This window comes from Pseudomonas sp. PIC25 (genome assembly GCF_002286785.1).
Lineage (GTDB): Bacteria > Pseudomonadota > Gammaproteobacteria > Pseudomonadales > Pseudomonadaceae > Pseudomonas_M.
In genome coordinates this window covers 60,842-83,961 of sequence record NZ_MUJY01000090.1, presented here as the reverse complement: position 1 = coordinate 83,961, position 23,120 = coordinate 60,842, and the positions used below count along the sequence as shown (strand labels likewise).

19 protein-coding genes, 1 tRNA gene and 1 pseudogene are annotated in these 23,120 nt (G+C 64.5%); 2 read left to right on the top strand and 19 right to left on the bottom strand.

Translation table 11 applies throughout. The features are described 5' to 3' along the window. From BZL41_RS11420 to BZL41_RS11410, 3 genes and pseudogenes are all read right to left on the bottom strand, one after another. Nucleotides 1-76 (bottom strand) — tRNA-Ala (locus tag BZL41_RS11420). A 164-nt stretch (nucleotides 77-240) separates the two neighbouring features. Next, nucleotides 241-1,722, bottom strand: a complete 1,482-nt coding sequence (gene gltX / locus BZL41_RS11415; protein ID WP_095599407.1) for a glutamate--tRNA ligase — start codon at nucleotides 1,720-1,722, stop codon at nucleotides 241-243. A gap of 25 nt (nucleotides 1,723-1,747) precedes the next feature. Continuing rightward, nucleotides 1,748-2,669: pseudogene (locus tag BZL41_RS11410) on the bottom strand (LysR family transcriptional regulator). A gap of 102 nt (nucleotides 2,670-2,771) precedes the next feature. Between BZL41_RS11410 and BZL41_RS11405 the strand changes: the two are divergent. Continuing rightward, a complete protein-coding gene (locus BZL41_RS11405) occupies nucleotides 2,772-3,818 on the top strand; it encodes an HlyD family secretion protein (RefSeq protein ID WP_095599406.1) in 1,047 nt (348 codons plus the stop codon). A gap of 52 nt (nucleotides 3,819-3,870) precedes the next feature. After that, the gene (locus BZL41_RS11400; RefSeq protein ID WP_174706158.1) at nucleotides 3,871-5,358 is read left to right on the top strand and encodes an MDR family MFS transporter; all 1,488 of its coding nucleotides are present in this window, start codon (nucleotides 3,871-3,873) and stop codon (nucleotides 5,356-5,358) included. Nucleotides 5,359-5,375: 17 nt separating this feature from the next. Here the strand turns inward: BZL41_RS11400 and BZL41_RS11395 are convergent, their stop codons facing one another. From BZL41_RS11395 to BZL41_RS11320, 16 genes are all read right to left on the bottom strand, one after another. Next, on the bottom strand, nucleotides 5,376-6,293 hold the full coding sequence (locus tag BZL41_RS11395; protein ID WP_218224499.1) for an alpha/beta hydrolase: 918 nt from the start codon (nucleotides 6,291-6,293) through the stop codon (nucleotides 5,376-5,378). Between the two features lie 66 nt (nucleotides 6,294-6,359). Next, nucleotides 6,360-8,555, bottom strand: coding sequence for a TonB-dependent siderophore receptor (locus BZL41_RS11390; protein WP_095599403.1), 2,196 nt, complete (start codon nucleotides 8,553-8,555; stop codon nucleotides 6,360-6,362). 152 nt (nucleotides 8,556-8,707) lie between these two features. Then, nucleotides 8,708-10,054 carry a sensor histidine kinase gene (locus BZL41_RS11385; protein WP_095599402.1) on the bottom strand — a complete coding sequence of 449 codons (1,347 nt, stop codon included), beginning with the start codon at nucleotides 10,052-10,054 and terminating at the stop codon, nucleotides 8,708-8,710. Continuing rightward, nucleotides 10,051-10,761 (bottom strand): response regulator transcription factor, encoded by a 711-nt coding sequence (locus BZL41_RS11380; RefSeq protein ID WP_095599401.1) that lies wholly within the window; start codon nucleotides 10,759-10,761, stop codon nucleotides 10,051-10,053. The genes BZL41_RS11385 and BZL41_RS11380 overlap by 4 nt, the downstream gene beginning before the upstream one ends. Nucleotides 10,762-10,974: 213 nt before the next feature. Beyond that, complete coding sequence (locus tag BZL41_RS11375; protein WP_095599400.1) at nucleotides 10,975-11,682, bottom strand: GntR family transcriptional regulator; 708 nt, start codon at nucleotides 11,680-11,682, stop codon at nucleotides 10,975-10,977. A gap of 113 nt (nucleotides 11,683-11,795) precedes the next feature. Next, nucleotides 11,796-12,503 carry a GntR family transcriptional regulator gene (locus tag BZL41_RS11370; protein ID WP_174706157.1) on the bottom strand — a complete coding sequence of 236 codons (708 nt, stop codon included), beginning with the start codon at nucleotides 12,501-12,503 and terminating at the stop codon, nucleotides 11,796-11,798. 55 nt (nucleotides 12,504-12,558) lie between these two features. Continuing rightward, the gene (locus BZL41_RS11365; protein WP_095599399.1) at nucleotides 12,559-13,587 is read right to left on the bottom strand and encodes a proline racemase family protein; all 1,029 of its coding nucleotides are present in this window, start codon (nucleotides 13,585-13,587) and stop codon (nucleotides 12,559-12,561) included. 10 nt (nucleotides 13,588-13,597) lie between these two features. Next, nucleotides 13,598-15,079 (bottom strand): aldehyde dehydrogenase family protein, encoded by a 1,482-nt coding sequence (locus tag BZL41_RS11360; RefSeq protein ID WP_095599398.1) that lies wholly within the window; start codon nucleotides 15,077-15,079, stop codon nucleotides 13,598-13,600. Beyond that, nucleotides 15,076-16,350 (bottom strand): FAD-binding oxidoreductase, encoded by a 1,275-nt coding sequence (locus BZL41_RS11355; protein WP_256578137.1) that lies wholly within the window; start codon nucleotides 16,348-16,350, stop codon nucleotides 15,076-15,078. The genes BZL41_RS11360 and BZL41_RS11355 overlap by 4 nt, the downstream gene beginning before the upstream one ends. Further along, complete coding sequence (locus BZL41_RS11350; protein ID WP_095599396.1) at nucleotides 16,337-17,395, bottom strand: 4-hydroxyproline epimerase; 1,059 nt, start codon at nucleotides 17,393-17,395, stop codon at nucleotides 16,337-16,339. The genes BZL41_RS11355 and BZL41_RS11350 overlap by 14 nt, the downstream gene beginning before the upstream one ends. 55 nt (nucleotides 17,396-17,450) lie before the next feature. After that, a complete protein-coding gene (gene dapA, locus BZL41_RS11345) occupies nucleotides 17,451-18,329 on the bottom strand; it encodes a 4-hydroxy-tetrahydrodipicolinate synthase (protein WP_095599395.1) in 879 nt (292 codons plus the stop codon). A 36-nt stretch (nucleotides 18,330-18,365) separates the two neighbouring features. Next, on the bottom strand, nucleotides 18,366-19,031 hold the full coding sequence (locus BZL41_RS11340) for an amino acid ABC transporter permease (protein ID WP_095599394.1): 666 nt from the start codon (nucleotides 19,029-19,031) through the stop codon (nucleotides 18,366-18,368). Nucleotides 19,032-19,041: 10 nt separating this feature from the next. Further along, nucleotides 19,042-19,713, bottom strand: a complete 672-nt coding sequence (locus BZL41_RS11335; protein ID WP_095599393.1) for an amino acid ABC transporter permease — start codon at nucleotides 19,711-19,713, stop codon at nucleotides 19,042-19,044. Between the two features lie 11 nt (nucleotides 19,714-19,724). Beyond that, complete coding sequence (locus BZL41_RS11330; protein WP_095599392.1) at nucleotides 19,725-20,543, bottom strand: amino acid ABC transporter ATP-binding protein; 819 nt, start codon at nucleotides 20,541-20,543, stop codon at nucleotides 19,725-19,727. Between the two features lie 53 nt (nucleotides 20,544-20,596). Beyond that, nucleotides 20,597-21,442, bottom strand: a complete 846-nt coding sequence (locus BZL41_RS11325; RefSeq protein ID WP_095599391.1) for a transporter substrate-binding domain-containing protein — start codon at nucleotides 21,440-21,442, stop codon at nucleotides 20,597-20,599. A 212-nt stretch (nucleotides 21,443-21,654) separates the two neighbouring features. Beyond that, nucleotides 21,655-22,566 (bottom strand): LysR family transcriptional regulator, encoded by a 912-nt coding sequence (locus BZL41_RS11320; protein WP_095599390.1) that lies wholly within the window; start codon nucleotides 22,564-22,566, stop codon nucleotides 21,655-21,657. Between the last annotated feature and the right edge of the window lie 554 nt (nucleotides 22,567-23,120).

Genomic DNA, 23,120 nt, shown 5'->3' with positions numbered 1-23,120 from the left:
TGGTGGAGCTAGACGGGATCGAACCGTCGACCTCTTGCATGCCATGCAAGCGCTCTCCCAGCTGAGCTATAGCCCCGTCTCGAGGACGGGGCGCATATTAGGGGGGCTCCCCTGGGCTGTCAACAGATTTTTTTCCGATTCCGAAAATTTTTTGCCATTAGAACAATTACTTAAGAGCACCGACGGAAAAGAGCCAGCTCCGCCCTCTCCTGCCATCGGTGGTTGTGGTCTACCGTGGCATCAGCCAATGGCAGCCAGCAGCTTCTCCCATTCCTTGTTCTCCTTCTTCGACACGCCACCGAGCAATTCGATGGCCTGGCGCAGACGGAAGCGGGTCAGGTCCGGCCCGAGGATTTCCATCGCATCCAGCACCGAAACGGAGCTGGCTTGCCCGGTGATGGCGGCGAACATCAGCGGCATGGCATCGCGCAGCTTCAGTTCGAGGTGTTCGACCACCGCCTGGATGCAGCCGGTGATCCGGTCCTTCTCCCACTGACGCAAGGCTTCCAGCTTCCAGAGGACCAACTGCATCACTTGGCGCACCTGGTCCGGCGATAGCTTCTTGTGCTCGAACAGCCGGGCATCCAGCGGCACGCTACCGGCGAAGAAGAAGCTGGCCAGAGGGGCTATCTGGCTGAAGGTCTCCACCCGCCCTTGGACGTGCGGAGCGATCTTCATCAGATACTCGGGGTTCAACGCCCACTTCTGCACTTCGGCAGCGAAATCCTCGACGCTCAGCTCGCGCAGCCACTGACCGTTCAGCCAGGACAGCTTCTCCAGGTCGAAGATCGGCCCGCCCAGGGAAACCCGCTGGATATCGAAATGCTCGATCATCTCGGCGAGGCTGAACTTCTCGCGCTCGTCCGGCATCGACCAGCCCATCCGGCCCAGGTAGTTGAGCATCGCCTGGGGCAGGAAGCCCATGCGTTCGTAGAAGGTGATCGAAGTCGGGTTCTTGCGCTTGGACAGCTTGCTCTTGTCCGGATTGCGCAGCAGCGGCATGTAGCAGAGCTTGGGCTGCTCCCAGCCGAAGTACTCGTAGAGCTTGATCAGCTTCGGCGCCGAAGGCAGCCATTCCTCGCCGCGCAGCACATGGGTGATCCCCATCAGGTGATCGTCCACCACGTTGGCCAGGAAGTAGGTGGGCAGGCCATCGGCTTTCATCAGCACCTGCATATCCATGCGGTCCCACGGGATCTCCACATCGCCGCGGAGCATGTCCGGCACCACGCAGACGCCCTCGGTCGGCACCTTCATCCGCACCACGTTGGACTCGCCAGCCGCCAGGCGGCGGTTCACTTCCTCGGCGGACAGGTGCATGCAATGGCCGTCGTAGCGCGGGGTTTCCTTACGCTCCATCTGCTCGGCGCGCAGCGCGTCTAGGCGCTCGGGGGTGCAGAAGCAGTGGAAGGCATGGCCCTTCTCCACCAGCTCTTTCGAGTACTTCCGGTAAATCTCGCCTCGCTCGCTCTGCCGGTAGGGACCGTGCGGGCCGCCGACGTCCGGGCCTTCGTCCCACTCGATGCCGAGCCAGCGCAACGCATCGAAGATCTGCTGTTCGGACTCGCGGGTCGAACGCAACTGATCGGTGTCTTCGATGCGCAGGATGAACTGGCCACCGTGCTGACGGGCGAAGCAGAGATTGAACAGGGCGATATAGGCGGTGCCGACGTGCGGGTCGCCGGTGGGCGACGGCGCGATGCGGGTACGAACGGTGGTCATGGAAGCTCTCGAACAGAGGGATCGATCAAAGCGCCGATGTTAACAGGCGCGCTGCCGTGGGCTCCAGCGTAGTGGCCGCCTTCGATCCGCAGGTTGCCCATGAGGAAATCGAGAAACGCCTTCACCTTCATGGCCTGGAAACGCCGCGACGGATAGACCGCATACAGCTCGCCAACCGGCAGCCGCGCCTCGGGCAGCAGTTCTACCAGGCGCCCGCTGCGCACCGCCTGCTCGGTGATCAGCAACGGCAACCCGGCGATCCCCGCTCCGGCCATCGCGGCTTCCCGGGCGAAGGTGATGTTGTTGCAGGAAAGCACGCGCTGGCAGGGAACGTTCTCCCCCTGCACCGGCCAGTGACGAGGCGAGTCGTGGGGCAGCAGGATCGCCCGGTGGTTGGCCAGGTCCTGAACCGTGCGCGGCGTACCGTGGGCGGCCAGATAGCCGGGACTGGCGCACAGGCACCGGGCGGTCTCGAACAGCTTGCGGCCGATCAGCGTGGAATCCTGCGGCTGGCCGACCATGATGGCGATGTCCACCCCCTCCTCCACCGGATCGACGTAGCGCGAGGTCAGCTCCACCTCGGCGGTGATCTGCGGGTATTGGCGCATGAACTCGCCCAGGACCCGCCCCAGCAGCAACTGGCCGAACTCGATCGGCGCGGTGATCCGCAGCAGGCCAGACGGTTCCTGCTGCAACTGCATGACCGCCTGCTCGGCCTCGGCGAAATCCAGCATGATCTGCCGGCAACGGTCGTAATAGGCCTGGCCGACCTCGGTCAGACGCAGCTTGCGCGTGGTGCGGTTGAGCAAGCGCACCCCCAGGCGCTCTTCCAGCAAGGCGATGCGCCGGCTCACCGTGGACTTCTGCATGCCCAGGCTGTGCGCCGCCTGGGTAAAGCTGTGGCACTCCACCACCCGGGTGAAGATCAGCGCGTCATCCAGCCCCATTATTGTTCCCCATAAGCAACAAAGTTTCTGAAGTGTACCGGCTATAAGCGAGTAGGGAACACTGCTAGATTTCCGAAATTCTGCCCGTCCACGAGCATTTCCATGCCTGCCCAACTGCAACGACGCCTGTTCGTTTTCCTGTTCGTCCTGGCGCTGGTCGCCGGCGCCTTCTTCCTGCACTGGCTGTTCGTCGGCCGTTTCGTCGAAACCACCGACAACGCTTATGTGCAGGGCGAGATCACGCGCATTTCCAGCCAGCTCGGCGCACGCATCGAAAAGGTCCTGGTGGAAGACAACCAGCACGTGAAGCAGGGCGACCTGCTGGTGGTGCTGGAGGCGGAGGATTTCCGCCTGGCCGTCGAGCGCGCCCGCGCCACCCTGGCGACGCGCGAGGCGGAGCTGGCGCAGGCGCGTAGCAAGCTCGAGCAGCAGGCCAGCCTGATCGCCGCCAGCGAGGCGGACGTGGCCGCCAACCAGGCGACCCTCGGCCGCACCCAGATCGACCTGTCGCGCGCCCAGACCCTGCGCAAGCCCGGCTATGTCTCCGAAGAGCGCGTCACCACCCTGTCCGCCGACGCACGTGTCGCCCGTTCGCAACTGGCCAAAGCGGAAGCCGACCTCAAGGCCCAGCGCCAGCAGATCGAAGCCCTGAACGCCGACATCCGCCGGCTGGAGGCGCAGATCGCCAACGCCCGTGCCGACGTGGCCCAGGCCGAACTGAACCTGACCCGCACGGAAGTCCGCGCCCCGGTCGGCGGCCTGGTCGGCCAGCGCGCCGCGCGCTCGGGCCAGTACGTACAGGTCGGTGCCCACCTGCTGTCGCTAGTGCCGGACGACGACATCTGGATCCAGGCCAACTTCAAGGAAACCCAGATCGGCCGGATGCAGCCGGGCCAGAAGGCCGAACTGCTCTTCGACAGTTTTCCCGACACCCCCATCGAAGGCACCGTGCAGAGCCTGTTCGCCGCCTCCGGCGCCCAGTTCAGCCTGCTGCCGCCGGACAACGCCACCGGCAACTTCACCAAGGTAGTGCAGCGCATCCCGGTCAAGCTGACCTTCGCCGCCGACAACCCGCTGAAAGGCAAGATCCGCCCCGGCATGTCGGTAGAAGTGAAAGTGGAACTGAAGGACGAGCAGCGTGGCAGCTGACACGCTGATACGCCCCACCAACGAGCCCAGCCGGCGCGACTGGATCGCCGTAATGAGCGCCATGCTCGGCGCCTTCATGGCGGTGCTGGACATCCAGATCACCAACTCGTCGCTCAAAGACATCCAGGGCGCGCTGTCCGCGACCCTGGAGGAAGGCTCTTGGATTTCCACCTCCTACCTGGTGGCCGAGATCATCATGATCCCGCTCACCGCCTGGCTGGTGCAGTTGCTCTCGGCCCGCCGCCTGGCGCTCTGGGTGTCGCTGGGGTTCCTCGCTTCGTCGCTGCTCTGCTCCCTGGCCTGGAGCCTGGAGAGCATGATCGTGTTCCGCGCCCTGCAGGGCTTCACCGGCGGCGCACTGATCCCCCTGGCCTTCACCCTCACCCTGATCAAGCTGCCGGAACACCACCGCGCCAAGGGCATGGCGCTGTTCGCCATCACCGCCACCTTCGCCCCGTCCATCGGCCCCACCCTGGGTGGCTGGCTGACGGAAAACTTCGGCTGGGAATACATCTTCTATATCAACGTGCCGCCGGGCCTGCTGATGATCGCCGGCCTGCTCTACGGTCTGGAAAAGAAGGCACCGCACTGGGAGCTGCTGAAAAGCACCGACTACGCCGGAATCGTCACCCTCGGCCTGGGTCTCGGCTGCCTGCAAGTCTTCCTCGAAGAAGGCCACCGCAAGGACTGGCTGGAATCCAACCTGATCGTCAGCCTCGGCAGCGTCGCCCTGGTCAGCCTGATTCTTTTCGTCATCCTGCAATTATCGCGGCCCAATCCGCTGATCAACCTGGGCATCCTGCGCAACCGCAATTTCGGCCTGTCGAGCATTTCCAGTATCGGCCTGGGCATGGGCCTCTACGGCTCGATCTACGTGCTGCCGCTCTACCTCGCCCAGATCCAGGGCTACAACGCGCTGCAGATCGGCGAAGTGATCATGTGGATGGGCATACCCCAACTGTTTCTCATCCCGCTGGTGCCCAAGCTGATGAAAGTGATCTCGCCCAAGCTGCTCTGCGGGCTCGGCTTCGGTCTGTTCGGGCTCGCCAGCTTCGCTTCCGGCGTGCTCAACCCTGACTTCGCCGGGCCGCAGTTCCAGCACATCCAGATCATCCGCGCGCTGGGCCAGCCGCTGGTGATGGTGACCATTTCACTGATCGCCACCGCCTATATCCTGCCCCAGGACGCCGGATCGGCCTCAAGCCTGTTCAACATCCTGCGCAACCTGGGCGGCGCCATCGGCATCGCCCTCCTCGCCACCCTGCTGGATGCCCGCGCCAAGATCTATTTCGACTACCTGCGCGAATCCATCGTGCCGACCAATCCCCAGGTGGCCGAACGCCTGAGCCAACTCACCAGCACCCTCGGCAGCGAGCAGGCTGCGCTGGGCAAGCTGAGCGAGATCGTTCACCAGCAGGCGACGATCATGGCCTACAACGATGCCTTCCACTTCATCGGCATCGCCCTGGGCATCAGCATGCTCGCCGTGCTGCTGACCCGGCCGCTCCCCAAGGGCATGCAGGGCGGCGCGGCGCACTGAGTTCCCAGGCGGGTGCATCAGTCCCGGATCGGCAACCCGGCCGCCAGACGCAGCGCCAGATGCAGCGAGGCCGCCAGCATCGGGCCATGGTCGAGGCCGGGCAACTCTCGGTAGGTGACCTCCAGCCCGCCGTGCCCACCCAGACGTTCGGCCAGGCGCTGGAGCGCATCGTCCGGCAGCATGGCCATGGCACGCGCACGCGGCGAATCTCCAGCCGCCCCTCGCGCGCTCTCCTCGCTCCCCCTGAGCAACAGCAGGCTCGCCTGGGCACCTCCGCGATAGCTCCGCTCCAGCTCGGCAAGCAGACCAGGCTGCCACCACAGCGACGGGCTGGCGGCGATATAAGTCTGGAAACTCATGGGTGCAGCAAACAGCGTGTCGATAACGAACAGCCCGCCAAAGGAGTGCCCCCAGATTGCCTGGCGCGACGCATCCAGCGGTTGGCGTGCTGCCACGGCCGGGCGGATGCGTTGCTCCAGCAACTCACGGAAGGCCGAAGAACCGCCACCGTCATGCTCGCCGTAGCGCTGTAGCGGACGACCGTCCGGCCAGCCCGGCGTGTAGTCGCGGGTCCGTGCCGGCAGATCCAGGCGGCGGTCACTCGCCGGGCCGATCAACACCAGCAGCGGCGGTTCGGCGGTATCCAGCTCGGCCAGCCAGTCCTCGCGCAGAGCCTGCAAGGCGGCGTTGCCGTCTAGCAGGTAGAGGGCCGGATAACCGCTGACGGGCGGCTGGCGGCGCGGTATCGCCAGGCGAACCCGGTAGTGGCGCTGGCCATCGCGGGAATCCAGCTCGAAGTGTTCGAAGCGATAGAACGCCGAGCCGCGCTCGACCAGCGTTTCGCCGAGAACGGCATCGGGATCGGGTCGCGCCGCGGCCGCCGAAGCCAGCAGCAGGCCGAGCCAAGCCAGGCAGCGTAGATAGGGTCGAATCATGGGCATCCCTCATGAGACGGAGCCACGGAAGCGAACCCCGTGGCGCCATCGGTACCGGGCAAACGGTCAGAACGAGGTGGTGACGGAGGCGAAATAGGCGCGCCCCGGCTCATTGTAGGTGTAGGCGCCGGCGTCACTGGCGTTGCCTTCGCGGTAGATGCGCTTGTCGAACAGGTTGTTCACGCCGACCCGCAGGCTGAGGTTCTTGCTGAACGCATAGCCGGCGCTGACTCCCACCAGGCCGTAGGGATCGACGTCCTTCTGCGCCTCGTCGTCGTATTCCTGGCCGGTGCGCAGGTTGAGCGACGGCGCCTCCTGCTTGCCGTAATAGGTGGCGTTGACCTGGAACGAGAGCTGCTCGCTGGCCTGCCAGTCCAGCGTGGTGTTGACGGTGTACTCGGGGATGATGCTGAGCGGCTCGCCGGTTTCCTTGTCCTCGGACTTGATCATGTAGGTGAGGTTGGTGTTCCAGTCCAGTTGCGGGGTCAGTTCGACGAACAGGTTGCCCTCGACGCCCTCCACCACTGCCTCGTCGGTATTGGTCCATTGCAGCACGCGGCGACCGTTGCCCAGGCGATAGAGGTACTCGTTGCTGGCGACGATCTTGTTGCGGTAGTCGTTGTGGAAGTAGGTCGCGCTGGTCCGCCAGAAGCCCTTGTCCAGCGCCAGGCCGATTTCCTTGTTCACGCTGGTTTCCGGTTCCAGGTCCGCGTTGCCCACCAGATAGCAGCCGCCGCTGTTGGCCTCGCCGGCATTGCAGCCGTTGCCGCGGCTGTACAGCAGGTAGTTGGGATTGGACTGGTAGAGGTTCGGTGTCTTGTAGGCGCGGGCGATGCCGCCTTTCAGGGTCAGCTCGTCGGTCAGCTCGTGCGAGGCGTTGAGGCTCGGGCTCCAGTTGCCGCCGAACGTTTCGTGATCGTCGAAGCGCAGACCGGGGGTGACGGTGGTCCTGTCGCCCACTTCGATGTTGTCCTCGGCGAACAGCGCGTAGCTGCGCGCAGTGGTCTTGGTATCGCCCCGGCTGAAGCCCTCGATGGCGCCGGTGTCCCAGCTCTGCGCCCGCAGCGAGCCCGGGTCGTTTAGCGACTCATAGAGGTATTCGCTGCCGAGGGTGAGCACCTGATCGAAGCCAGCGTTCAACGGCAGGTTGACCTCGGCGCTGGCGCGGGTGTTGCGCAGCCGCGAGGTGAAGGCCCCCGCCCCTTCGCTGGGCGCGCCTTCCGGGCCGCCGGCCAGCCCCTCGTTGAGACGCCAGTTGCGGGTGTAGTCGTAGCCCAGCGAGGCCTTGGAACTGCCCCAGTCGAACAGGCCGGTATGGGTCAGCGCGTAGTGGGTGCGCTGCAGTACGTTGGTTTCCTGGCCGTACAGACTGTCGATGAAGGGGATGTTGCCGCCCCCATTGTTGAGCATGGTGTCGCCCGAATAGATGTTGCCCTGGCGACTGTAGCCGGCCTCCAGTTCGAGGGCGTGCTCGGGGCTGAGCTGCCAACTGAGCAAGCCGTTGATGTCCTTGTTGCGCACGCCTTCGCGTCCGGCTACCAGGGTGCCGTCGCTGGCCTGGTGCGAGGCGTTGATGTCAGCGTCGTCGGCGTCGGTCTTGCTGAGGCCGCCGTATACGCGGAAGGCGAACGGCTCGCCGAGCGGCCCGCTGAGGCTGAAGTTGGTGCGCTTGGTCATGCCTTCGCCATCGTCTTCCGGCAGCGAGGTGTAGGCGGTCAGCGAACCGCTCAGCTTGTCCGACGGGCGCTTGGTGATGATGTTGATCACCCCACCCATGGCGCCGGAGCCATAGCGCGCCGCAGCCGGGCCGCGAAGAATCTCGATGCGTTCGACCTGCTCGGCCGGCACCCAGTTGGTCTCGCCACGGGTGTCGCGGTCGCCGTTCCAGCCGTAGCGCACCGCGTTGCGCGAGGCGGACGGCTTGCCATCGATGAGGATCAGGGTGTTTTCCGGCCCCATGCCGCGCAGGTCGATCTGGCGGTTGTTGCCCCGGTTGCCGCTGGTGCTGTTGCCAGTCAGGTTGACGCCCGGCTGGCGGCGGATGATCTCGGAGAGGTCGTTGGCTGGCGGCTGCCTGGCGATGTCCTCCGCCGTGATGATGGACACACCGGGGGCCTGCTTCAGCTCTTCCTCGGCCGTGCCCAGCACCCAGGTGTCATTCAGCTTGAGGACGCCCTCCGCCGTCTCGTCGGCCAGAGCCAAGGGCGACGTGGCGACCAGCATGGCCAGGGTCAGTGAGCTGAGTGTGAAGCACGGCTGCATCTTGTATCTCCCGCAGATCGAAAGGACCGGCATGACGGGAGGATTCGGGAGCGTTGCGAACGGCAGGAAACCCCGGCAGCGCCCCGCTGTCGCCAGCCGGGAACGCGCCAAATGATATTAACTATCATTTGATAGTAAAGTTCATTTACGAACTATACAATTGCCAGCCGCAGGTGCAGGCGCAAGCCGGGCGAGGCATTCTCCGCCCACAGCTCGCCGCCTTGCAGACGCACCATGCTGCGCGCGATGGCCAAGCCGAGACCGAAGCCGTCATTGCCCGGTCGAGCCGCGCTGAGGCGGGTGAAGGGTTGGAAGATCATCTCCAGCTGATCCGGCTCGACACCCGGCCCCTGGTCTTCGACCCACAGGTGCCAGTGGCCCTCCTCACGACGTCCGTCGAGGCGCACCGTGCCGCCGGGCGGCGAGTGGCGGATGGCATTGCGCAGAATGTTCTCCACGGCCTGGGCAAGACCGTTGAGGTGCCCGCGTACCCGGCACTCCGGCCCCAGTGCGCAGGGCAGTTGTACGGGACTCCAGCCGGTTTCGAAGCAGGCATTCTCACGCAGTAGCTCCCAGAGCGCCGCAACCTGCACGTCCTCAAGCGGCAGCGCCGGACGCTCGGTATCCAGCCAGACCAGTTCGAGGGTATCGCCCACCAGTTTCTCCATACCTGCCACTTCGTGCTCCAGGCGCTGGCGCAGATCGGCGATGTCCGCTTCGCGCTCGGTCGCGACCCGCAGGCGGCTGAGCGGCGTGCGCAGCTCGTGGGACAGATCGCGCAGCAACTGGCGCTGGAAGGCCACCGTGCCCTCCAGACGCCCGGCCATGTGATCGAACGCGCGCGCCAGCTCACCCAGCTCATCGCGGCGGACACTCACCTCGGCGGCGACCCGCGCGTCCAGGCGGTCGCCGCGCAAGGCGTTGGCCTGGGCCCGCAGATGCGCCAGCGGCCGGCTCAACTGGCGGTAGATCAAGCCACAGAGCAACAGGGCCAGCAGGCCGGGCACCAGAACATTGATGAATAATTGGATGCGCAGGTCGGAACCGCTGGGAAGGAAGCGCTCGGGAAGCTGCACCACCAGGCGTCCCTGCTCCGGGTCTTCGGGAAACGGCAGGCTGACATGGGGCAGGTCCGTCATGCGCCGGCTCATCGGCCAGTCGATGCGGCGCATGAAGGTCAGGTTGGCATACTCGCTGTCCAGCAGCGGCCGGCTGCCCAAGGAACGCAGGTCAGGCCCGACCACCGCCGCCCAGCTCGACTCGTCCCGGCCGAATTCCGCCAGCCAGCGGTCGATCCCCGTCCGCCCAGCGGAACGCCAGGCCCGCTCCGCCTCTTCGGCGTAGCGGGACAACTGCTCGCGCGCGGCAGGTGTCAGAAAATAGCTGCGCTGATCGACGTACTCGGCCCAGGAATGGGTGAGCCAGATAATCGATACGCAGAAGCCGACCTGCAGCAGCGCCAGGCGCCAGAACAACGAATGGCTGCCCGGCAACTTCATCGCTCACCCCGGGCCATCACATAGCCTTTGCCCCAGACGGTAGCCAGGCGTCCCTGGGTGTACCCCACCGTCTGTAATTTGCGGCGAACATGACTGACATGCATGTCCAGGCTGCGATCATGGGCGGCATAGGCCCGGCACAGCGCCTGCTGATAGAGAAAGGGCTTGCTCAGCGTCTCGTCCGGGTGCCGCCAGAGCAACTCCAGCACGCGGTATTCGCTGGGCGTCAGCCCGGCCCAGCGTCCGTTCAGCGCCACATCCTGACGGCCCTCGTCGAATTGCAGCCCGTCCCCGCCGACAACCGGCGCATGGCTGCGCCGCTCATAGGCGACGCGGCGGAGAATGGCCTCGATGCGCACCTCCAACTCACCCAGGCTGAAGGGCTTCGGCAAGTAGTCGTCGGCCCCCTGGCTGAACCCGGCGATGCGGTCCTGTTCGCCACCCAGCGCCGACATCAGGATCACCGGCACTCCCCGGCGGCGGCGCAAGCGCTGCAATGCATCCAGGCCATTGGTACCCTGCAGCAAAATATCCATGAGGATCAGGTCGAAGTCTTCCGTCTCTGCCAGGTGCAGCCCTTCGCTGCCGTCCTGGCTGTGGGTGACGGCATAACCGGTGCCCCGCAGGTGATCGAGCAGATGGTGGGCGAAAACGAGGTCATCCTCGACGGCAAGGATACGGGCGGCGAAAGAGGCGGAATCAGGCATGCGAAACCAATGCAAACAGCAATGAGAAATATTCCTGACCCATAGTACAGCTATTCGCCAGCATCGGTGCTAATGGCGTCATGCCCGTCGTCGAGCAAAGGCACCGAAAGAACGCCCATATTCGCCCACCCGGCTGAGGCGGCGGGTTACCCGCTGGGACGTGGCCGTTGGGGCAGCAGGACGCTGCTTCGCTCCGGCCCGCCGGGCTCAGGGCTAGGAAATCCGCATCTGCGACGTCAGGTTCTGCTGCATGAAATCGAGGAATCTTCGCTGGAACAGCAGGGTGTGCTCGTGAGCGGCACTTTCGGCGGCGTCGGCATCGCGGGCGGCGATGGCTTCGACGATGTCTTCATGGTCGCGGCCCAGCCCGGAGGAACTGGCCGTATTGAGGATGAAATCGAAGTGCAGGTGCAGCAGGCGCTGGCCTTCGCCGAGGAGTTTCTCGTAGTAGCCGGTCAGGTAGGGATTCTTGCCGGCCCGTGCGATTTCCAGGTGCAGCGCCTTGTTCAGCTCGGTCATCGCCTGGAAATCGCCCTTGCTGATCGAGTCCATATAGGCATTCTCCGCGGCACGGATCCGCGCCATTTCCTCGTCGGTACGCTGCAACGCCGCCAGCCGGGTGACCGCGCGCTGAATCAGGTCCAACGCCGCGACGTAATTCGGGAACTCCTCGATCTCGAACGGCGTGACCAGGGTGGTGCGGTTCGGCAGGATGGTCACCAGCCCCTCGGTGATCAACCGGGCCAGAGCATCGCGCACCGGCGAGCGGGAAAGGCCGAACTGGGTCGCCAGGGACACTTCGTCCAGCGGAGCGCCCGGCTTCAGCTTGAGGGTGAGGATCTGCTTGCGCAGCTCTTCGTAGATATAGCGACCGCCGTGACGACGACCGTTACTTTCTGGCTCTACTGCATCGTTGCTCATCGAAAACTCTCTGCGAATCGCCCTGCCCGCCTGGGCGTGAATCTGGTCGAAGAGAGTAACGCAGCTCTTCCGGGAGTGCCTATCGATAGTTCCACGCCCGGCTGCCGGGCCGGCTACAGAATCGAAACGCTCTTGGTCATATTCTGCTTCATGAACTCCAGGAAGCGGTCGCGGAACAGCAGCGTATGCACATGGGACGCTTCTTCCGCGGCATCCGCCTGCCTGTTCGCGATGGCCTGGACGATCTCGTCGTGATCCTGCTCCGGCCTGGTCAGGCTCTGCGAGCTGACGATGAAATCGAAGTGAAGATGCAGCAGGCGCTGGCCCTCCCCCAGCAGCTTTTCGTAATAGCGGGTGAGGTAGGGGTTGTGCCCGGCCCGGGCGATTTCCAGGTGGAAGGCCTTGTTAAGCTCGGACATGTCCTGGAAATTGCCCGAGCCCAGCGCTTCGACATAAGCGACGTTCGCCTCCCGGATGCGCTCCAGTTCCTGTTCGGTGCGGTTCACTGCGGCCAGGCGGGTCACCGCGCGCTGGGTCAAGTCCAGGGCGGCGATGTAGTGGGGAAACTCTTCGATCTCGAACGGCGTCACCAGCGTGGTGCGGTTCGGCAGGATGGTCACCAATCCTTCGCTGATCAGGCGAGCCAAGGCATCGCGCACCGGCGAGCGGGACACCCCGAACTGGGCGGCCAGGGACACCTCGTCCAACTGGGCGCCCGGCTTGAGCTGGAGGGTCAGGATCTGCTTGCGCAGCTCTTCATAGATGTAGCGTCCGCCATGTCGCCGCACGCTGCTTTCCGCTTCCATCGTCACTACGCCCATGGCATGCCTCTCGTTGGATCGGCGGGCCGGAGCCCGCCCTTTGCAACTGCTCCCTTTACTGGGGAAACGCCGGCCCCCAGGTGTCGCTGAGCATGAAGCCTTCCGCCAGTGGATCGTCCGGGTCGACACCCAGTTGCTGGATACCGTAGATCCAGGCGCGTCCCGTTATCCGTGGCAGCACGGCGGGCCGTCCCGCGACATCGGTGCGGCCGAGCAACTGCACCTGGAACTCGCCATTGATGGTGGAGCGGGAAACCAGTTGGTCGCCCACTTCCACCAGGCCGCGCGCCGCCAGGGTGGCGAGATTCGCCGAACTACCCGTGCCGCAGGGAGAACGGTCCACGCGGCCCGGCGGCAGTGTGGTGCAGGTCTGGTAGGTACTGTCATCGACGCGGTTGCGGAACATCACGTAGGCAACATCGTCCAGCGCCTCGAACAACGGATGCCGGACGCTGATCTGGCGGTTGATCGCTTCCTTGAGCGCCACGCCAGTGTCGGCCAACTCTCGGGCATGCTCGGGGGCGATGCTCAGTCCCACCTGCTCCACATCGATCAGAGCGTAATACACGCCGCCGAAGGCGATATCGGCCTTGATGGTACCGAACGCCTCCGTCTCGATGGCCACGTCCAGGTGCTCGACGAACGACGGCACCATGTCCAGCGACACGCTCAAGCAGCGACCGTCCGCGCAGCGTGCACGCGCCGTCACCAGGCCGGCAGGCGTATCCAGAACCACGGTGGTCTCCGGCTCCTGCATCGGCAGCATGCCCAGCTCCAGCAAGGCGGTCACCACGCAGATGCAGTTGCTGCCGGACATGGGATGGGCCTTGTCGGCCTGCAGCACGACGAAGCCCGCCTGGGCCTCCGGGCGGGTCGGCGGCAGCAGCAGGTTCACCGACATCTGCAGGCAGCCCCGCGGCTCCAGCACCACCAGGCGACGCAGGCTGTCGTCGACCTCGTTGATGTAGTTCATCTTGTCCAGCATGGTCTCGCCGGGAATGCCGACCACACCGCCGGTAATGACCTTGCCAATCTCACCTTCGCAGTGGACGTCCACCAGTTGCAGTGTCTTCTTCCAACGCATGGCGGTTACCTCACTTGATGTACCAGGCCCAGGACTGCTCGCTGTCGTAGCGGGTGATCTGCTTCGTTTCCAGGTAGTTGTTCAGGCCCCATTCACCCAGCTCGCGGCCGATGCCGCTTTGCTTGTAGCCGCCCCAGGGCGCCTCGGTGAAGGTCGGTTGCGAGCAATTGATCCAGACGATACCGGCACGCAGCTTGCGGGCGACCCGCTCGCAGCGCGCCAGATCGCGGGACATTACCGCCGCGGCCAGGCCGAAGCGCGAATCGTTGGCCGAACGCAGGGCTTCGGCTTCGTTATCGAACGGACGCACGCACACCACCGGGCCGAAGATTTCCTCGTTCCAGATCCAACTGTCTTCCGGCACGTCGGCGAAAACGGTCGGTTGCAGGTAGAAGCCCTTGTCGAAGCCAGCCGGACGGCTGCCGCCCGTAACCAGTTGCGCGCCCTCCTCCTGGCCGCGGGCGATGGCGGCCAGGACCTTGTCGTACTGGCTTTTGTTGACCAGCGGGCCGAGCAGCACGCCGTCCTCCAGGCCGTTGCCGATGCGGACCTTCCCGGCCTCTTCCCTCAAGCGCTGGAGTAGCGGTTCGTAGAGGTCGCGCTGGACCAGCACCCGCGAAGTGGCGGAACAGACCTGGCCCTGGTTCCAGAAGATGCCGAACATGATCCATTCGACGGCGGCTTCGATATCGCTGTCGGCGAAGATGATGAACGGCGATTTACCCCCCAGCTCCAGGCTGATGTTTTTGATGTCCCTGGCGGCGGCCTGCATGATCCGGCTGCCGGTCGGCACGCTGCCGGTGAAGGCCAGCTTGTCGATGCCGGGGTGCTCGGCCAGCGGCGCGCCGGCGTCCGCACCGAAGCCCGGCACTACGTTCAGCACACCGGCGGGCAAGCCGGCCTTGTCGGCGATGCGTGCCAGTTCCAGGGCGGTCAACGGAGTGAGTTCGGAGGGTTTCAACACCATGCTGCAACCCGCAGCCAGCGCCGGGGCGACTTTCCAGGCGGCCATCAGCATGGGGAAGTTCCAGGGAATGATGGCCCCGGCGACGCCGACCGGCTCCTTGCGAGCCACCGAGCTGAAACGCTCGTCGGCCAAGGTCACGGATTGTTCCTGCTGGCTATCGAGGTCTTCGGCCAGGTCGGCATAGAAGTCGAAGCAGCCGGCGGTGTCACCGATGTCCCACAGGGCCTCGGGCAACGGCTTGCCGTTGTCGCGCACTTCCAGCTCGGCCAGTTCCTGCTGGCGGCTGCGGATGCCCTGGGCGATCCGACGCAACACAGCGGCGCGGGCGGTGCCGCTCATTTGCGGCCAAGGGCCCTCGTCGAAGGCGCGGCGGGCGGCCTGCACCGCCAGGTCGATGTCTTCCGCGGTGGCGGCGGCGACCCAGGCGACCGTGGTTTCGCTGCTCGGGTCGACGGTCTCGAAAGTGCCGCCCTTGGCTGGGGTCACCCACTGGCCATCGATGTAGAGCTGGTCATACGAATTCATGCGAGTCCTCCAATGAAAGCGAAACGATTGGCGCGAAAGGGCACCAGGTCCTGGGCGCTGGGTCGGCCGGCCACCAGATCGGCGATCAGGCGCCCGGTGGTGGCGCCGAGGGTCAGCCCGAGCTGGCCGTGGCCGAACGCCATGTAGGCGTTGGTCAGTTGCGGAGAACGGTCGATGACCGGTTTGGTATCCGGCAGGAACGGCCGGTAGCCCACGCCGTATTCGAGATTCCCGACCTGCAGCTCCGGCAGGATGCGCCGGGCCTTTTCCAGGATGATGTCGGCGCGCTTGAAGTTGGGTTCGGCGTTGGCGCCGGCGAATTCGATGGTGCCGCCGATCTGCAACCCACGGGTCATGGGGGCGAAGCAGAAACCGCCGTCGGCGTAGATCACCGAGTGGCGGATCTCGACGCCGGGGTTCGGCAGGACCACCTGGTAGCCGGCGATGCCGGCCAGCGGAATGTTCACGCCCAACTGAGGAAAGAACTGGCGCGAACCCGTCCCCGCGGCCACCACCACCTGCTGGGCGGGGATACGCTCGCCGCTGGCAAGCAGGACGCCGGTGGCGCGGTCGCCCACACTGTCGATCCGCTTCGCCTGCTCGCGGATACGCACCCCGCCCTGCTCGATGAAACTCCGGGTCAGGGCAGCGATGAAACCCTCGGTATCGCTGACTGCACGCCAGTCCGGAAACAACAAACCACTCTTGAACTTGCCGGCCAGACTCGGCTCCAGCTCGGCGATGTCCGAGGCATCCAGTTCTTCCGAGCTGAACCCCAGGGACTTGCGCAATTCCAGATGGGGCCGCTCGTGAACCACGCCCTCCGCCGACTCGAAGACCTCGATGATCGGACGGTCGCCGAGCAGGCTCTTGTCCGAGCAGGCTTCCAGCAGCGGGGCGTAGTCCTCGTAGACGTTCTCGGTCAGGGTCGTCATCGCCTGGGCGATCTCGACGATCTTCGAATGACGGGCATTGGCGACGAAGCGCAGGAACCACGGCAGGATGCCCGGCAAGGCGCTGGGGCGCAGGGCCAGCGGGCCCTTCTGGTCGAGCAGCCAGGCGGGAATCTTCTTCAGGATGCCGGGCTTCGACAGCGGGATGACCTCGCTCACCGCCATCTGCCCGCAGCTCCACTTGGCCGTGCTGTCGCCGGGGGCAGCCGGGTCGACCAGGGTGACCCGGTAGCCTTCGCGCTGCAGGTACAGGGCGCAGCAGACACCGACGATGCCACCGCCGATGACGACTGCCTTTTCTTTCTCAAGCGTTTGCATGGGGCTCATCCGATACCTTCCCGCGACCGTTTGCAGTGAAATCACTCAGTAAGAATCCATCCCAGAACGGCTGCCCGGTATCCACCAGCAACTCCGCGCGCCCCGTGATCCAGGCACGACCCTCGACGCTGGGAAGAATGGCCGGCGTACCGTCCGAGAGCATAGTCGTGGCCTCTACCCGACCGGTGAAGCGGCTACCGATGATGCTTTCATGGCGGAATGCCGCTCCCGCCCTCAATAATCCCCGGGCGAAACGCTGGGCGACCCGTGCCGATGTCCCGGTCCCGCAGGGAGAGCGGTCGACCAGGTCTGCCCCGGCGATCACGACGCTGCGCCCATCGGAATCCGGCGACAAGGGATAGCCGGTCCACATGCAATGCTTCACGCCGTGGATCGAGGCATCGTCCGGGTGCACGATCTCGAAGGTGGCATTTACCAGGCGCTGCACTTCCCTGCCCCATTCGAGCAATTGCCCGGAGGTGAAGTGTCCGCAGCCGCCGTAGTTGGCTTGAATATCGACGATCGGATAGAAGTTGCCGCCGTAGGCGATGTCGAGTGTCAGCTTGCCCAACTGCGGCAGGTAGATTTGCACGTCCCGGTACAGCAGGAAGCTCGGCACGTTGGTGAAGCGAACCGAGGAGACCTTGTCGCCCTGCCACTCGTAGGTGGCCCGGATCTGCCCGGCAGGTACGTCCACCACCACCTGCCCGGGCTGCCGCGGCGTCACCAGCCCGGACTCCAGAGCGAAGGTGATCGAGCCGAGGGTGGCGTGCCCGCACATCGGCAGACATCCCGAGGTTTCGATGAACAACAGGCTGAGATCCGCGTCATCGCTGATGGGCGGATAGAAGATCGTGCCCGACATATGCGAATGGCCACGCGGTTCGAGCAGCAAGGCGCGGCGAATCCAGTCGTATTCCTCGACGAAGTGCCGGCGTCGTTCGCTCATCGTCGCGCCGCACAGTTCAGGGGCGCCGGCTACGACCATACGGACGGGCATGCCTTCGGTATGGCCTTCGATACAGGTGAAGCTGTGCCTGGTCATGTCTGTTCTCTCGTCGTCGCTGCCGGCCTCTCGCCAGGCCGGCAGCGGAAGGACATCACGCCTGAGAAGCCTCGAACACCTTGCGGAACTCGGCCTTTTCCTCGTCGGTCAGCGGCAGCAACGGCGCACGGGCGTTACCGGCCTCGAAGCCCGCCAGTTCGCAGCCGTACTTCACCTTCTGTACGAACTTGCCGCTTTCCAGATTGGCCATGATCGGGAACAGGTTGCGCATGACATCCTGCGCACCGGCCAGGTCGCCGGCGGAATACTTGCGGTAGAAGTCCACCACCTTCTCCGGGAAGATGTTGGCCGGCCCGCAGATCCAACTAGTGGCACCCCAGAGGAAGAAGTCCAGCGCCTGGTCGTCGGAACCGCAGGAGAGCTGGATCTTGCCCTTGTAGTTGTTGCCGATCTCGATGGCGCGCAGCAGATTGCCGCTGCTTTCCTTGATGCCGATGACACGCGGATGGTCCTTGAGCGCCTCGACCACGCCCATGCCGACCTCGACGTTGGTCCGCACCGGGTAGTTGTAAAGCACCACGTTGATTTCCGGGAACGCGTCGAGAATCGTCCTGTAGTGGCTGAGCAGCTCTTCCTGGGACGGCAGGGCGTAGTACGGCGGAGCGATCAGCAGGTTGGTGTAGCCGGCATCGACAGTCTGCTTCACCTGCTCCAGCACCTCGCGGGTGCAGGAGCCGTTGGCACCGGCGATGAGCACGCCACGGTCGCCCACCACCTCCTTCACGGTCGCCATCACCTGGCGGCGCTCTTCGTTGGTCAGCGCGTAATACTCGCCGGTGGAACCCAGCGGAACGAAACCGCTGACACCAGCCTTCAACTGGTACTCGACGATGGAGGCCAGGGTGTCGTGATCGACCGCGCCCGATTTGTCGAAGGGAGTGACGAGGGCGGGCAGGATGCCTTTCAGTTGCATGGGTTATCTCCAGATGGGGGCCGGTAGGGCTTGGGGTTAATAGGCGTAGCGCCGGAGCATGCGGGCTTCGATCACGCCGACCAGACGAGTCAGCGGGAAGGCCACGAGGAAATAGATGACGGCGACCGCAGAGAGGAACTCGACCGGTCGCGCCGTGCTGTTGGAAATGTTCTGGCCGACGAACATCAGGTCGGCGATGCCCACCGAGGAAATCAATGCGCTCTCCTTGAACAGGCTGACCACGTTCGACAGCAGCGGCGGAATCGCCCGCAGCAGTGCCTGCGGGAAGATCACGTAGAGCACCTTGACCCGCGCGGTCAGGCCCAGGGCGGTGCAGGCATCGTGCTGCTCGGCGGCGATGGACTTCAGCGCGCCGCGGAAGGTCTCGCTGGTGATGGCGGCCATGTAGAGCGTCAGCGAGATCACCACCGAGACATAGGGCGGGATGGAAAGCCCGAACACCACCGGGAAGCAGAAAAACACCCAGAACAACTGGATCAACAGCGGCGTGCCGCGGAAGAACTCCACGTAGAGCTTCGTCGGTAACGCCAGCACCCAGATCCGCGAGACGCGCAGCAGGCTGAGCAGGAAGCCGGCGAGACTGCCCATCAGGGCGCAACCGAGAGTGATGACGATGGTCAGCGACAGGCCCTTGAGCAGCACCTGCCAGTAGGACAACACGATGGAGAAGTCGATGGTCATGGGGTTCTCCTCAGCGCTGGGTCGCGGCGTCCTGGCGCCGCTCTATGATCTGCGCCAACTGGGCGATCGGCAGCGACAGGGCGAAATAGATCAGAGCGATCAGCGAGTAGGTTTCCAGCGGCCGGTACGCCTCGGTAGCCAGGCTTTTGCCCACGTACATCAGGTCCGCCACCGCGACGATGGCGACCAGCGCGCTCTGTTGCAGGGTGCCGATGCCGTTGGTCATGAGCACCGGCAGTGCACTGCGCAGAGCCTGCGGCAGCACCACATACAGCGTGCGCTGCCAGCGGCGCAGCCCTAGGGCGACGCTGGCGTCCAGGTGCTCGCGCGGCACCGCCTGGACACCGGCCCGGTAGGCCTCGGCGTTGAACGCGGTGAGATTCAGGCCCAGCGCCAGGAAACCCATGGCAACCGGATCGATGAAGACGTTGAACAGCATCGGCACGCAGTAGAAGAACCAGACGATCTGCAGCAGAGCCGGCGTGCAGCGGAAGAACTCGATGAACAACTGGGCTGGCCAGCGCAGGAAGAACCACCGGCTCATCGCCATCAGGCACAGGCCGAAGCCGCAGACCAGGCCAATGAGGTTGGAGACCAGGGCCAGTTCCAGGGTGACCTTCAGGCCCTCCCAGAGCGCAGCGGAACTGCCGCTCAGGAAATGGAAGTCGAATTGGTAATTCATGATTTCACCCCTCAGTCCAGATGCAGGACTTTTTCGAGAAACTCGCGGGTACGGGCTTCCTTGGGCTGGGTGAAGATTTGTTCCGGCGGGCCCTGCTCGACCACCTTGCCGTTGGCGCAGAACACCACGCGGGTCGCGATATGCCGGGCGAAGTGCATGTCGTGGGTGACGATGATCATGGCCATCTTCTGCTCGGCCAGTTGCATCATTACGTTCTGCACCTCGATGACCATCTCCGGGTCGAGGGCCGAAGTCACTTCATCGAACAGCATCAGCTTGGGCTCGAGCATCAGCGCGCGGGCGATGGCGACGCGCTGCTTCTGGCCGCCGGAGAGCTGGCTGGGATAGGCGTTCAGCTTGCTTTCCAGGCCCAGGCGCACCAGGTACATCCGCGCCCGCTCGGTGGCCTCGGCCTTGGACAGGCCATGCACCTTGGTCGGCGCCAGGATCAGATTGCTCAACACCGACAGATGCGGGAACAGTGTGTAGTGCTGGAACACCATGCCGATCCGGGTGCGCAGGTTTTCGTCCAGGGGCTTGCCGCGCACGGTGGCACCGTTGATGTACGGCTTGCCCTGGAAGTGGATGGTCCCGCCCTGTATGCCTTCCAAGCCCATCAGCACGCGCAGCAGCGAACTCTTGCCGCTACCGCTCGGGCCGATGATCACCAGGCGATCGTCGGCACGCATGTCCAGGTTCAGGTTGTCCATCACCACCAGCTGCTCGCCGTAGGATTTGCAGACGTTGCGCAGCTGGATGAAGTGGTCGGTAGCCGAATCGGGAGCGAGCGCAGGCTGTGGCTGGGCGGCCACCAGATAGGGAACTTTCATAAGGAGCTTCTCCGGGAGGGCTCCGAAGCGGAGCCCTCGGGGTCAACGAGAGATCACTGGGCGGATTTTTCGACGGCGTTGGCCTGCCGGGAGGCCTTGTCGACCAGGGCGTCGATCTCGCCGGTCTCGCGGCGCTGGGTGACGTAGATGTTCAGCACCTGCAGGTCGGCGGCACTGGCGTCGCGGCGCAGGCCGAAGGCCACACCCTGCTTGGCGAGCGCCGGCTCGGGCAGGACTTCCTTGGCCCAGTCGGGGTTGGCCACGGCGAAGAGGTGGTTGGTATCGCTGGCATCGACCAGCACATCGGCGCGACGGGACATCACCGCCAGGCGGGTCTCATCCATGCCGGGCAGGCGCATGATCTTGCCCTTCTTGACCACGGCGGAGATCGCCTTGTCCTGCGCCGTGCCGGACATCACGGCGAAGGTGACGCCTTCCTTGTCGTAATCGGCCACGCTGTTGCCGGCGCCGCTGAACTTCGGGTTGTCCTTGTTGACCAGCAGGGACACTTGGTAGTCAGTCGCCGGAGCCGAGAAGGACACTGCCAGGGCCCGCTCCGGTGTCTGGTTGAGAGCCATGGCCAGGTCCCACTTGCCGCTCTGCAGGCCCGCCACCAGGTTGTCCCAGTTGGTGTCGACGAATTCGACCTTGACCTTCAGCACCTTCTCGCCGAAGTCGCGACACAAGTCCACGAAATAGCCGCTGTACTGGCCGGTCGCGACGTCACGCATGACGTAGGGAGCCGCCACGGCCGCCCCGCAGCGCAGCACACCGGCGCTTTGGATGTCTTTCCAGATCTGCGTTTCGGCCGCCTGGGCGGGGGCCTGGGAGAGCAAGGCACCGAGTGCCGTGGCGCAAGCGATCACATTGCGGATAGAGCGGGAAAAGAACCTAGCCATTTTGAACCTCACCGTAGTTGTTTTTGTAGGCAGAAGTACAAGCTTTCGATTTTGCGCTTTTGCGTGCCGTCTTGTGTGCAGCGCTGCATGCAGACTAGGACCAGACAAAACAGACTGTCAACATGTCGATGCGATTTTTTTCCGGACGATGACCAACGGGTCGGCAGGTCCAGTGACCGGCCGACCGTTGCGGAAACGGGAGGGAAAGAGAGCTAGCGCGTGCGTTCCAGAGCGTCGAGAAAACGTTCCAGGATCAGATTCTGCCGGCGGCCCTTGCGGGTCGCGATGGCCAGCTTGGCGTCGAAGAACAGGCGATCCGGCCCAAGGGGCGCCATCAAGCCCTTCTCGACCCAGGCCGCCGCATAGTGATCCGGCAGGAAACCGATGTAGCTGCCGGTCAGGATGAGAAAGGCGATGCCTTCACGGTCCGTGGCCGAGGCGGCGAAGTTGAGCAACTGGTGCAGGCCGATCGCCTCGGCCGTCAGGCGGTAGTTGGGTACCACGGCATCCACCGCCTTCAGGTCTTCGTTGCTGACCTCGGCCGCCCGCGCGAACAGCGAGTGCTCGCGGCTGCAATACAGGTTCGAGCGCTCTTCGTAGAGCAGGCTGTATTCGAGGCCGGACAACGGCGTGATCAACGGCAGCGCGCCGACGTGCAGGCGCCCGTCCAGCAGGCCGCGCTCGATTTCGCCCGGCGTGCTCATGCTGAGATTGATCTTCACACCCGCCCCTTCCGCCCGCAGGGCTTTCAGCGCCCGGGTGATGCGCATCCTGGGCTGGGTCACCAGGTTGTTGACGATGCCGATGTTGAGGTCGCCGCGCAGCTGCTGGTGCATGAGATTGACCTCGCTGCGGAAGCTCTCGATGGCCACCAGCACCATCTCCCCCGCCCGCATCACCTCCCGGCCTTCGTCGGTCAGGGCGAAACCGGCCCGGCCCCGCTGACAAAGACGCATGCCGAGGCGTTTCTCCAGGTCGCTCATGTGCAGGCTGATGGCCGAACGGCTGATACCCAGCGCCCCCTCGGCAGCCGCGAAGCTGCCGCATTCGGCCACAGTCTTGAACACCCGCAGCAAGCGCAGATCGAAATCGCTCACTTGGCTCAGAGGCGTCTTTTTGGGCATGAATGAGCTTTACCTAACATGAACATAAGTAAATATAGCTTTAACTCACCCATTCCTTCAGCACAAGCTTGACGCACCCACCCCCTCCCCTGGGACACGTCATGAATCAGCCCTTTCAGGTCATCGCTGCAGCACCTCCATCCACGGCATCGGTCGCCAAGCGCCAGCTTCCAAGGCCATGCGCTGGGCGCCGCCCGGCACGCGCCTGAACGGCCTCCCGTACGAGCGGCGTCATCGCCCAATTGTGTCGGGCTGTCCGGGTAGACGCCGCTCGCACCCGCGGATCGTTCTCCAGTCCGCGGTTCCTCCGGGCTTCGAGTTTCTAAGACCGGGGCTCCTCGAGAAACGCTGAGCTTTGGCCGCCGCACACGGGCGGCCTTTTTTATGGGGACTCGATTGCACCTCCGGCAGCCTCCCCAGCCGTCGTGCCTCTCGTCCCAAAAGCCAACTGGTTAACAATTTGCCATCTCGTCAGGGGATAGAGCGATGACAGTGGCACGGACCGACCGCATCATGTTGCGCACCTTTCCGATCGTCCTGCCTCCGGAGCAAGG

Excerpts from the sequence above, each read along its gene's own strand:
- gltX (WP_095599407.1), bottom strand. The coding sequence starts at position 1,722 with ATGACCACCGTTCGTACCCGCATCGCGCCGTCGCCCACCGGCGACCCG.
- BZL41_RS11405 (WP_095599406.1), top strand. The coding sequence starts at position 2,772 with ATGCCTGCCCAACTGCAACGACGCCTGTTCGTTTTCCTGTTCGTCCTG.
- BZL41_RS11400 (WP_174706158.1), top strand. The coding sequence starts at position 3,871 with ATGAGCGCCATGCTCGGCGCCTTCATGGCGGTGCTGGACATCCAGATC.
- BZL41_RS11395 (WP_218224499.1), bottom strand. The coding sequence starts at position 6,293 with ATGATTCGACCCTATCTACGCTGCCTGGCTTGGCTCGGCCTGCTGCTG.
- BZL41_RS11390 (WP_095599403.1), bottom strand. The coding sequence starts at position 8,555 with ATGCAGCCGTGCTTCACACTCAGCTCACTGACCCTGGCCATGCTGGTC.
- BZL41_RS11385 (WP_095599402.1), bottom strand. The coding sequence starts at position 10,054 with ATGAAGTTGCCGGGCAGCCATTCGTTGTTCTGGCGCCTGGCGCTGCTG.
- BZL41_RS11380 (WP_095599401.1), bottom strand. The coding sequence starts at position 10,761 with ATGCCTGATTCCGCCTCTTTCGCCGCCCGTATCCTTGCCGTCGAGGAT.
- BZL41_RS11375 (WP_095599400.1), bottom strand. The coding sequence starts at position 11,682 with ATGAGCAACGATGCAGTAGAGCCAGAAAGTAACGGTCGTCGTCACGGC.
- BZL41_RS11370 (WP_174706157.1), bottom strand. The coding sequence starts at position 12,503 with ATGGGCGTAGTGACGATGGAAGCGGAAAGCAGCGTGCGGCGACATGGC.
- BZL41_RS11365 (WP_095599399.1), bottom strand. The coding sequence starts at position 13,587 with ATGCGTTGGAAGAAGACACTGCAACTGGTGGACGTCCACTGCGAAGGT.
- BZL41_RS11360 (WP_095599398.1), bottom strand. The coding sequence starts at position 15,079 with ATGAATTCGTATGACCAGCTCTACATCGATGGCCAGTGGGTGACCCCA.
- BZL41_RS11355 (WP_256578137.1), bottom strand. The coding sequence starts at position 16,350 with ATGCAAACGCTTGAGAAAGAAAAGGCAGTCGTCATCGGCGGTGGCATC.
- BZL41_RS11350 (WP_095599396.1), bottom strand. The coding sequence starts at position 17,395 with ATGACCAGGCACAGCTTCACCTGTATCGAAGGCCATACCGAAGGCATG.
- dapA (WP_095599395.1), bottom strand. The coding sequence starts at position 18,329 with ATGCAACTGAAAGGCATCCTGCCCGCCCTCGTCACTCCCTTCGACAAA.
- BZL41_RS11340 (WP_095599394.1), bottom strand. The coding sequence starts at position 19,031 with ATGACCATCGACTTCTCCATCGTGTTGTCCTACTGGCAGGTGCTGCTC.
- BZL41_RS11335 (WP_095599393.1), bottom strand. The coding sequence starts at position 19,713 with ATGAATTACCAATTCGACTTCCATTTCCTGAGCGGCAGTTCCGCTGCG.
- BZL41_RS11330 (WP_095599392.1), bottom strand. The coding sequence starts at position 20,543 with ATGAAAGTTCCCTATCTGGTGGCCGCCCAGCCACAGCCTGCGCTCGCT.
- BZL41_RS11325 (WP_095599391.1), bottom strand. The coding sequence starts at position 21,442 with ATGGCTAGGTTCTTTTCCCGCTCTATCCGCAATGTGATCGCTTGCGCC.
- BZL41_RS11320 (WP_095599390.1), bottom strand. The coding sequence starts at position 22,566 with ATGCCCAAAAAGACGCCTCTGAGCCAAGTGAGCGATTTCGATCTGCGC.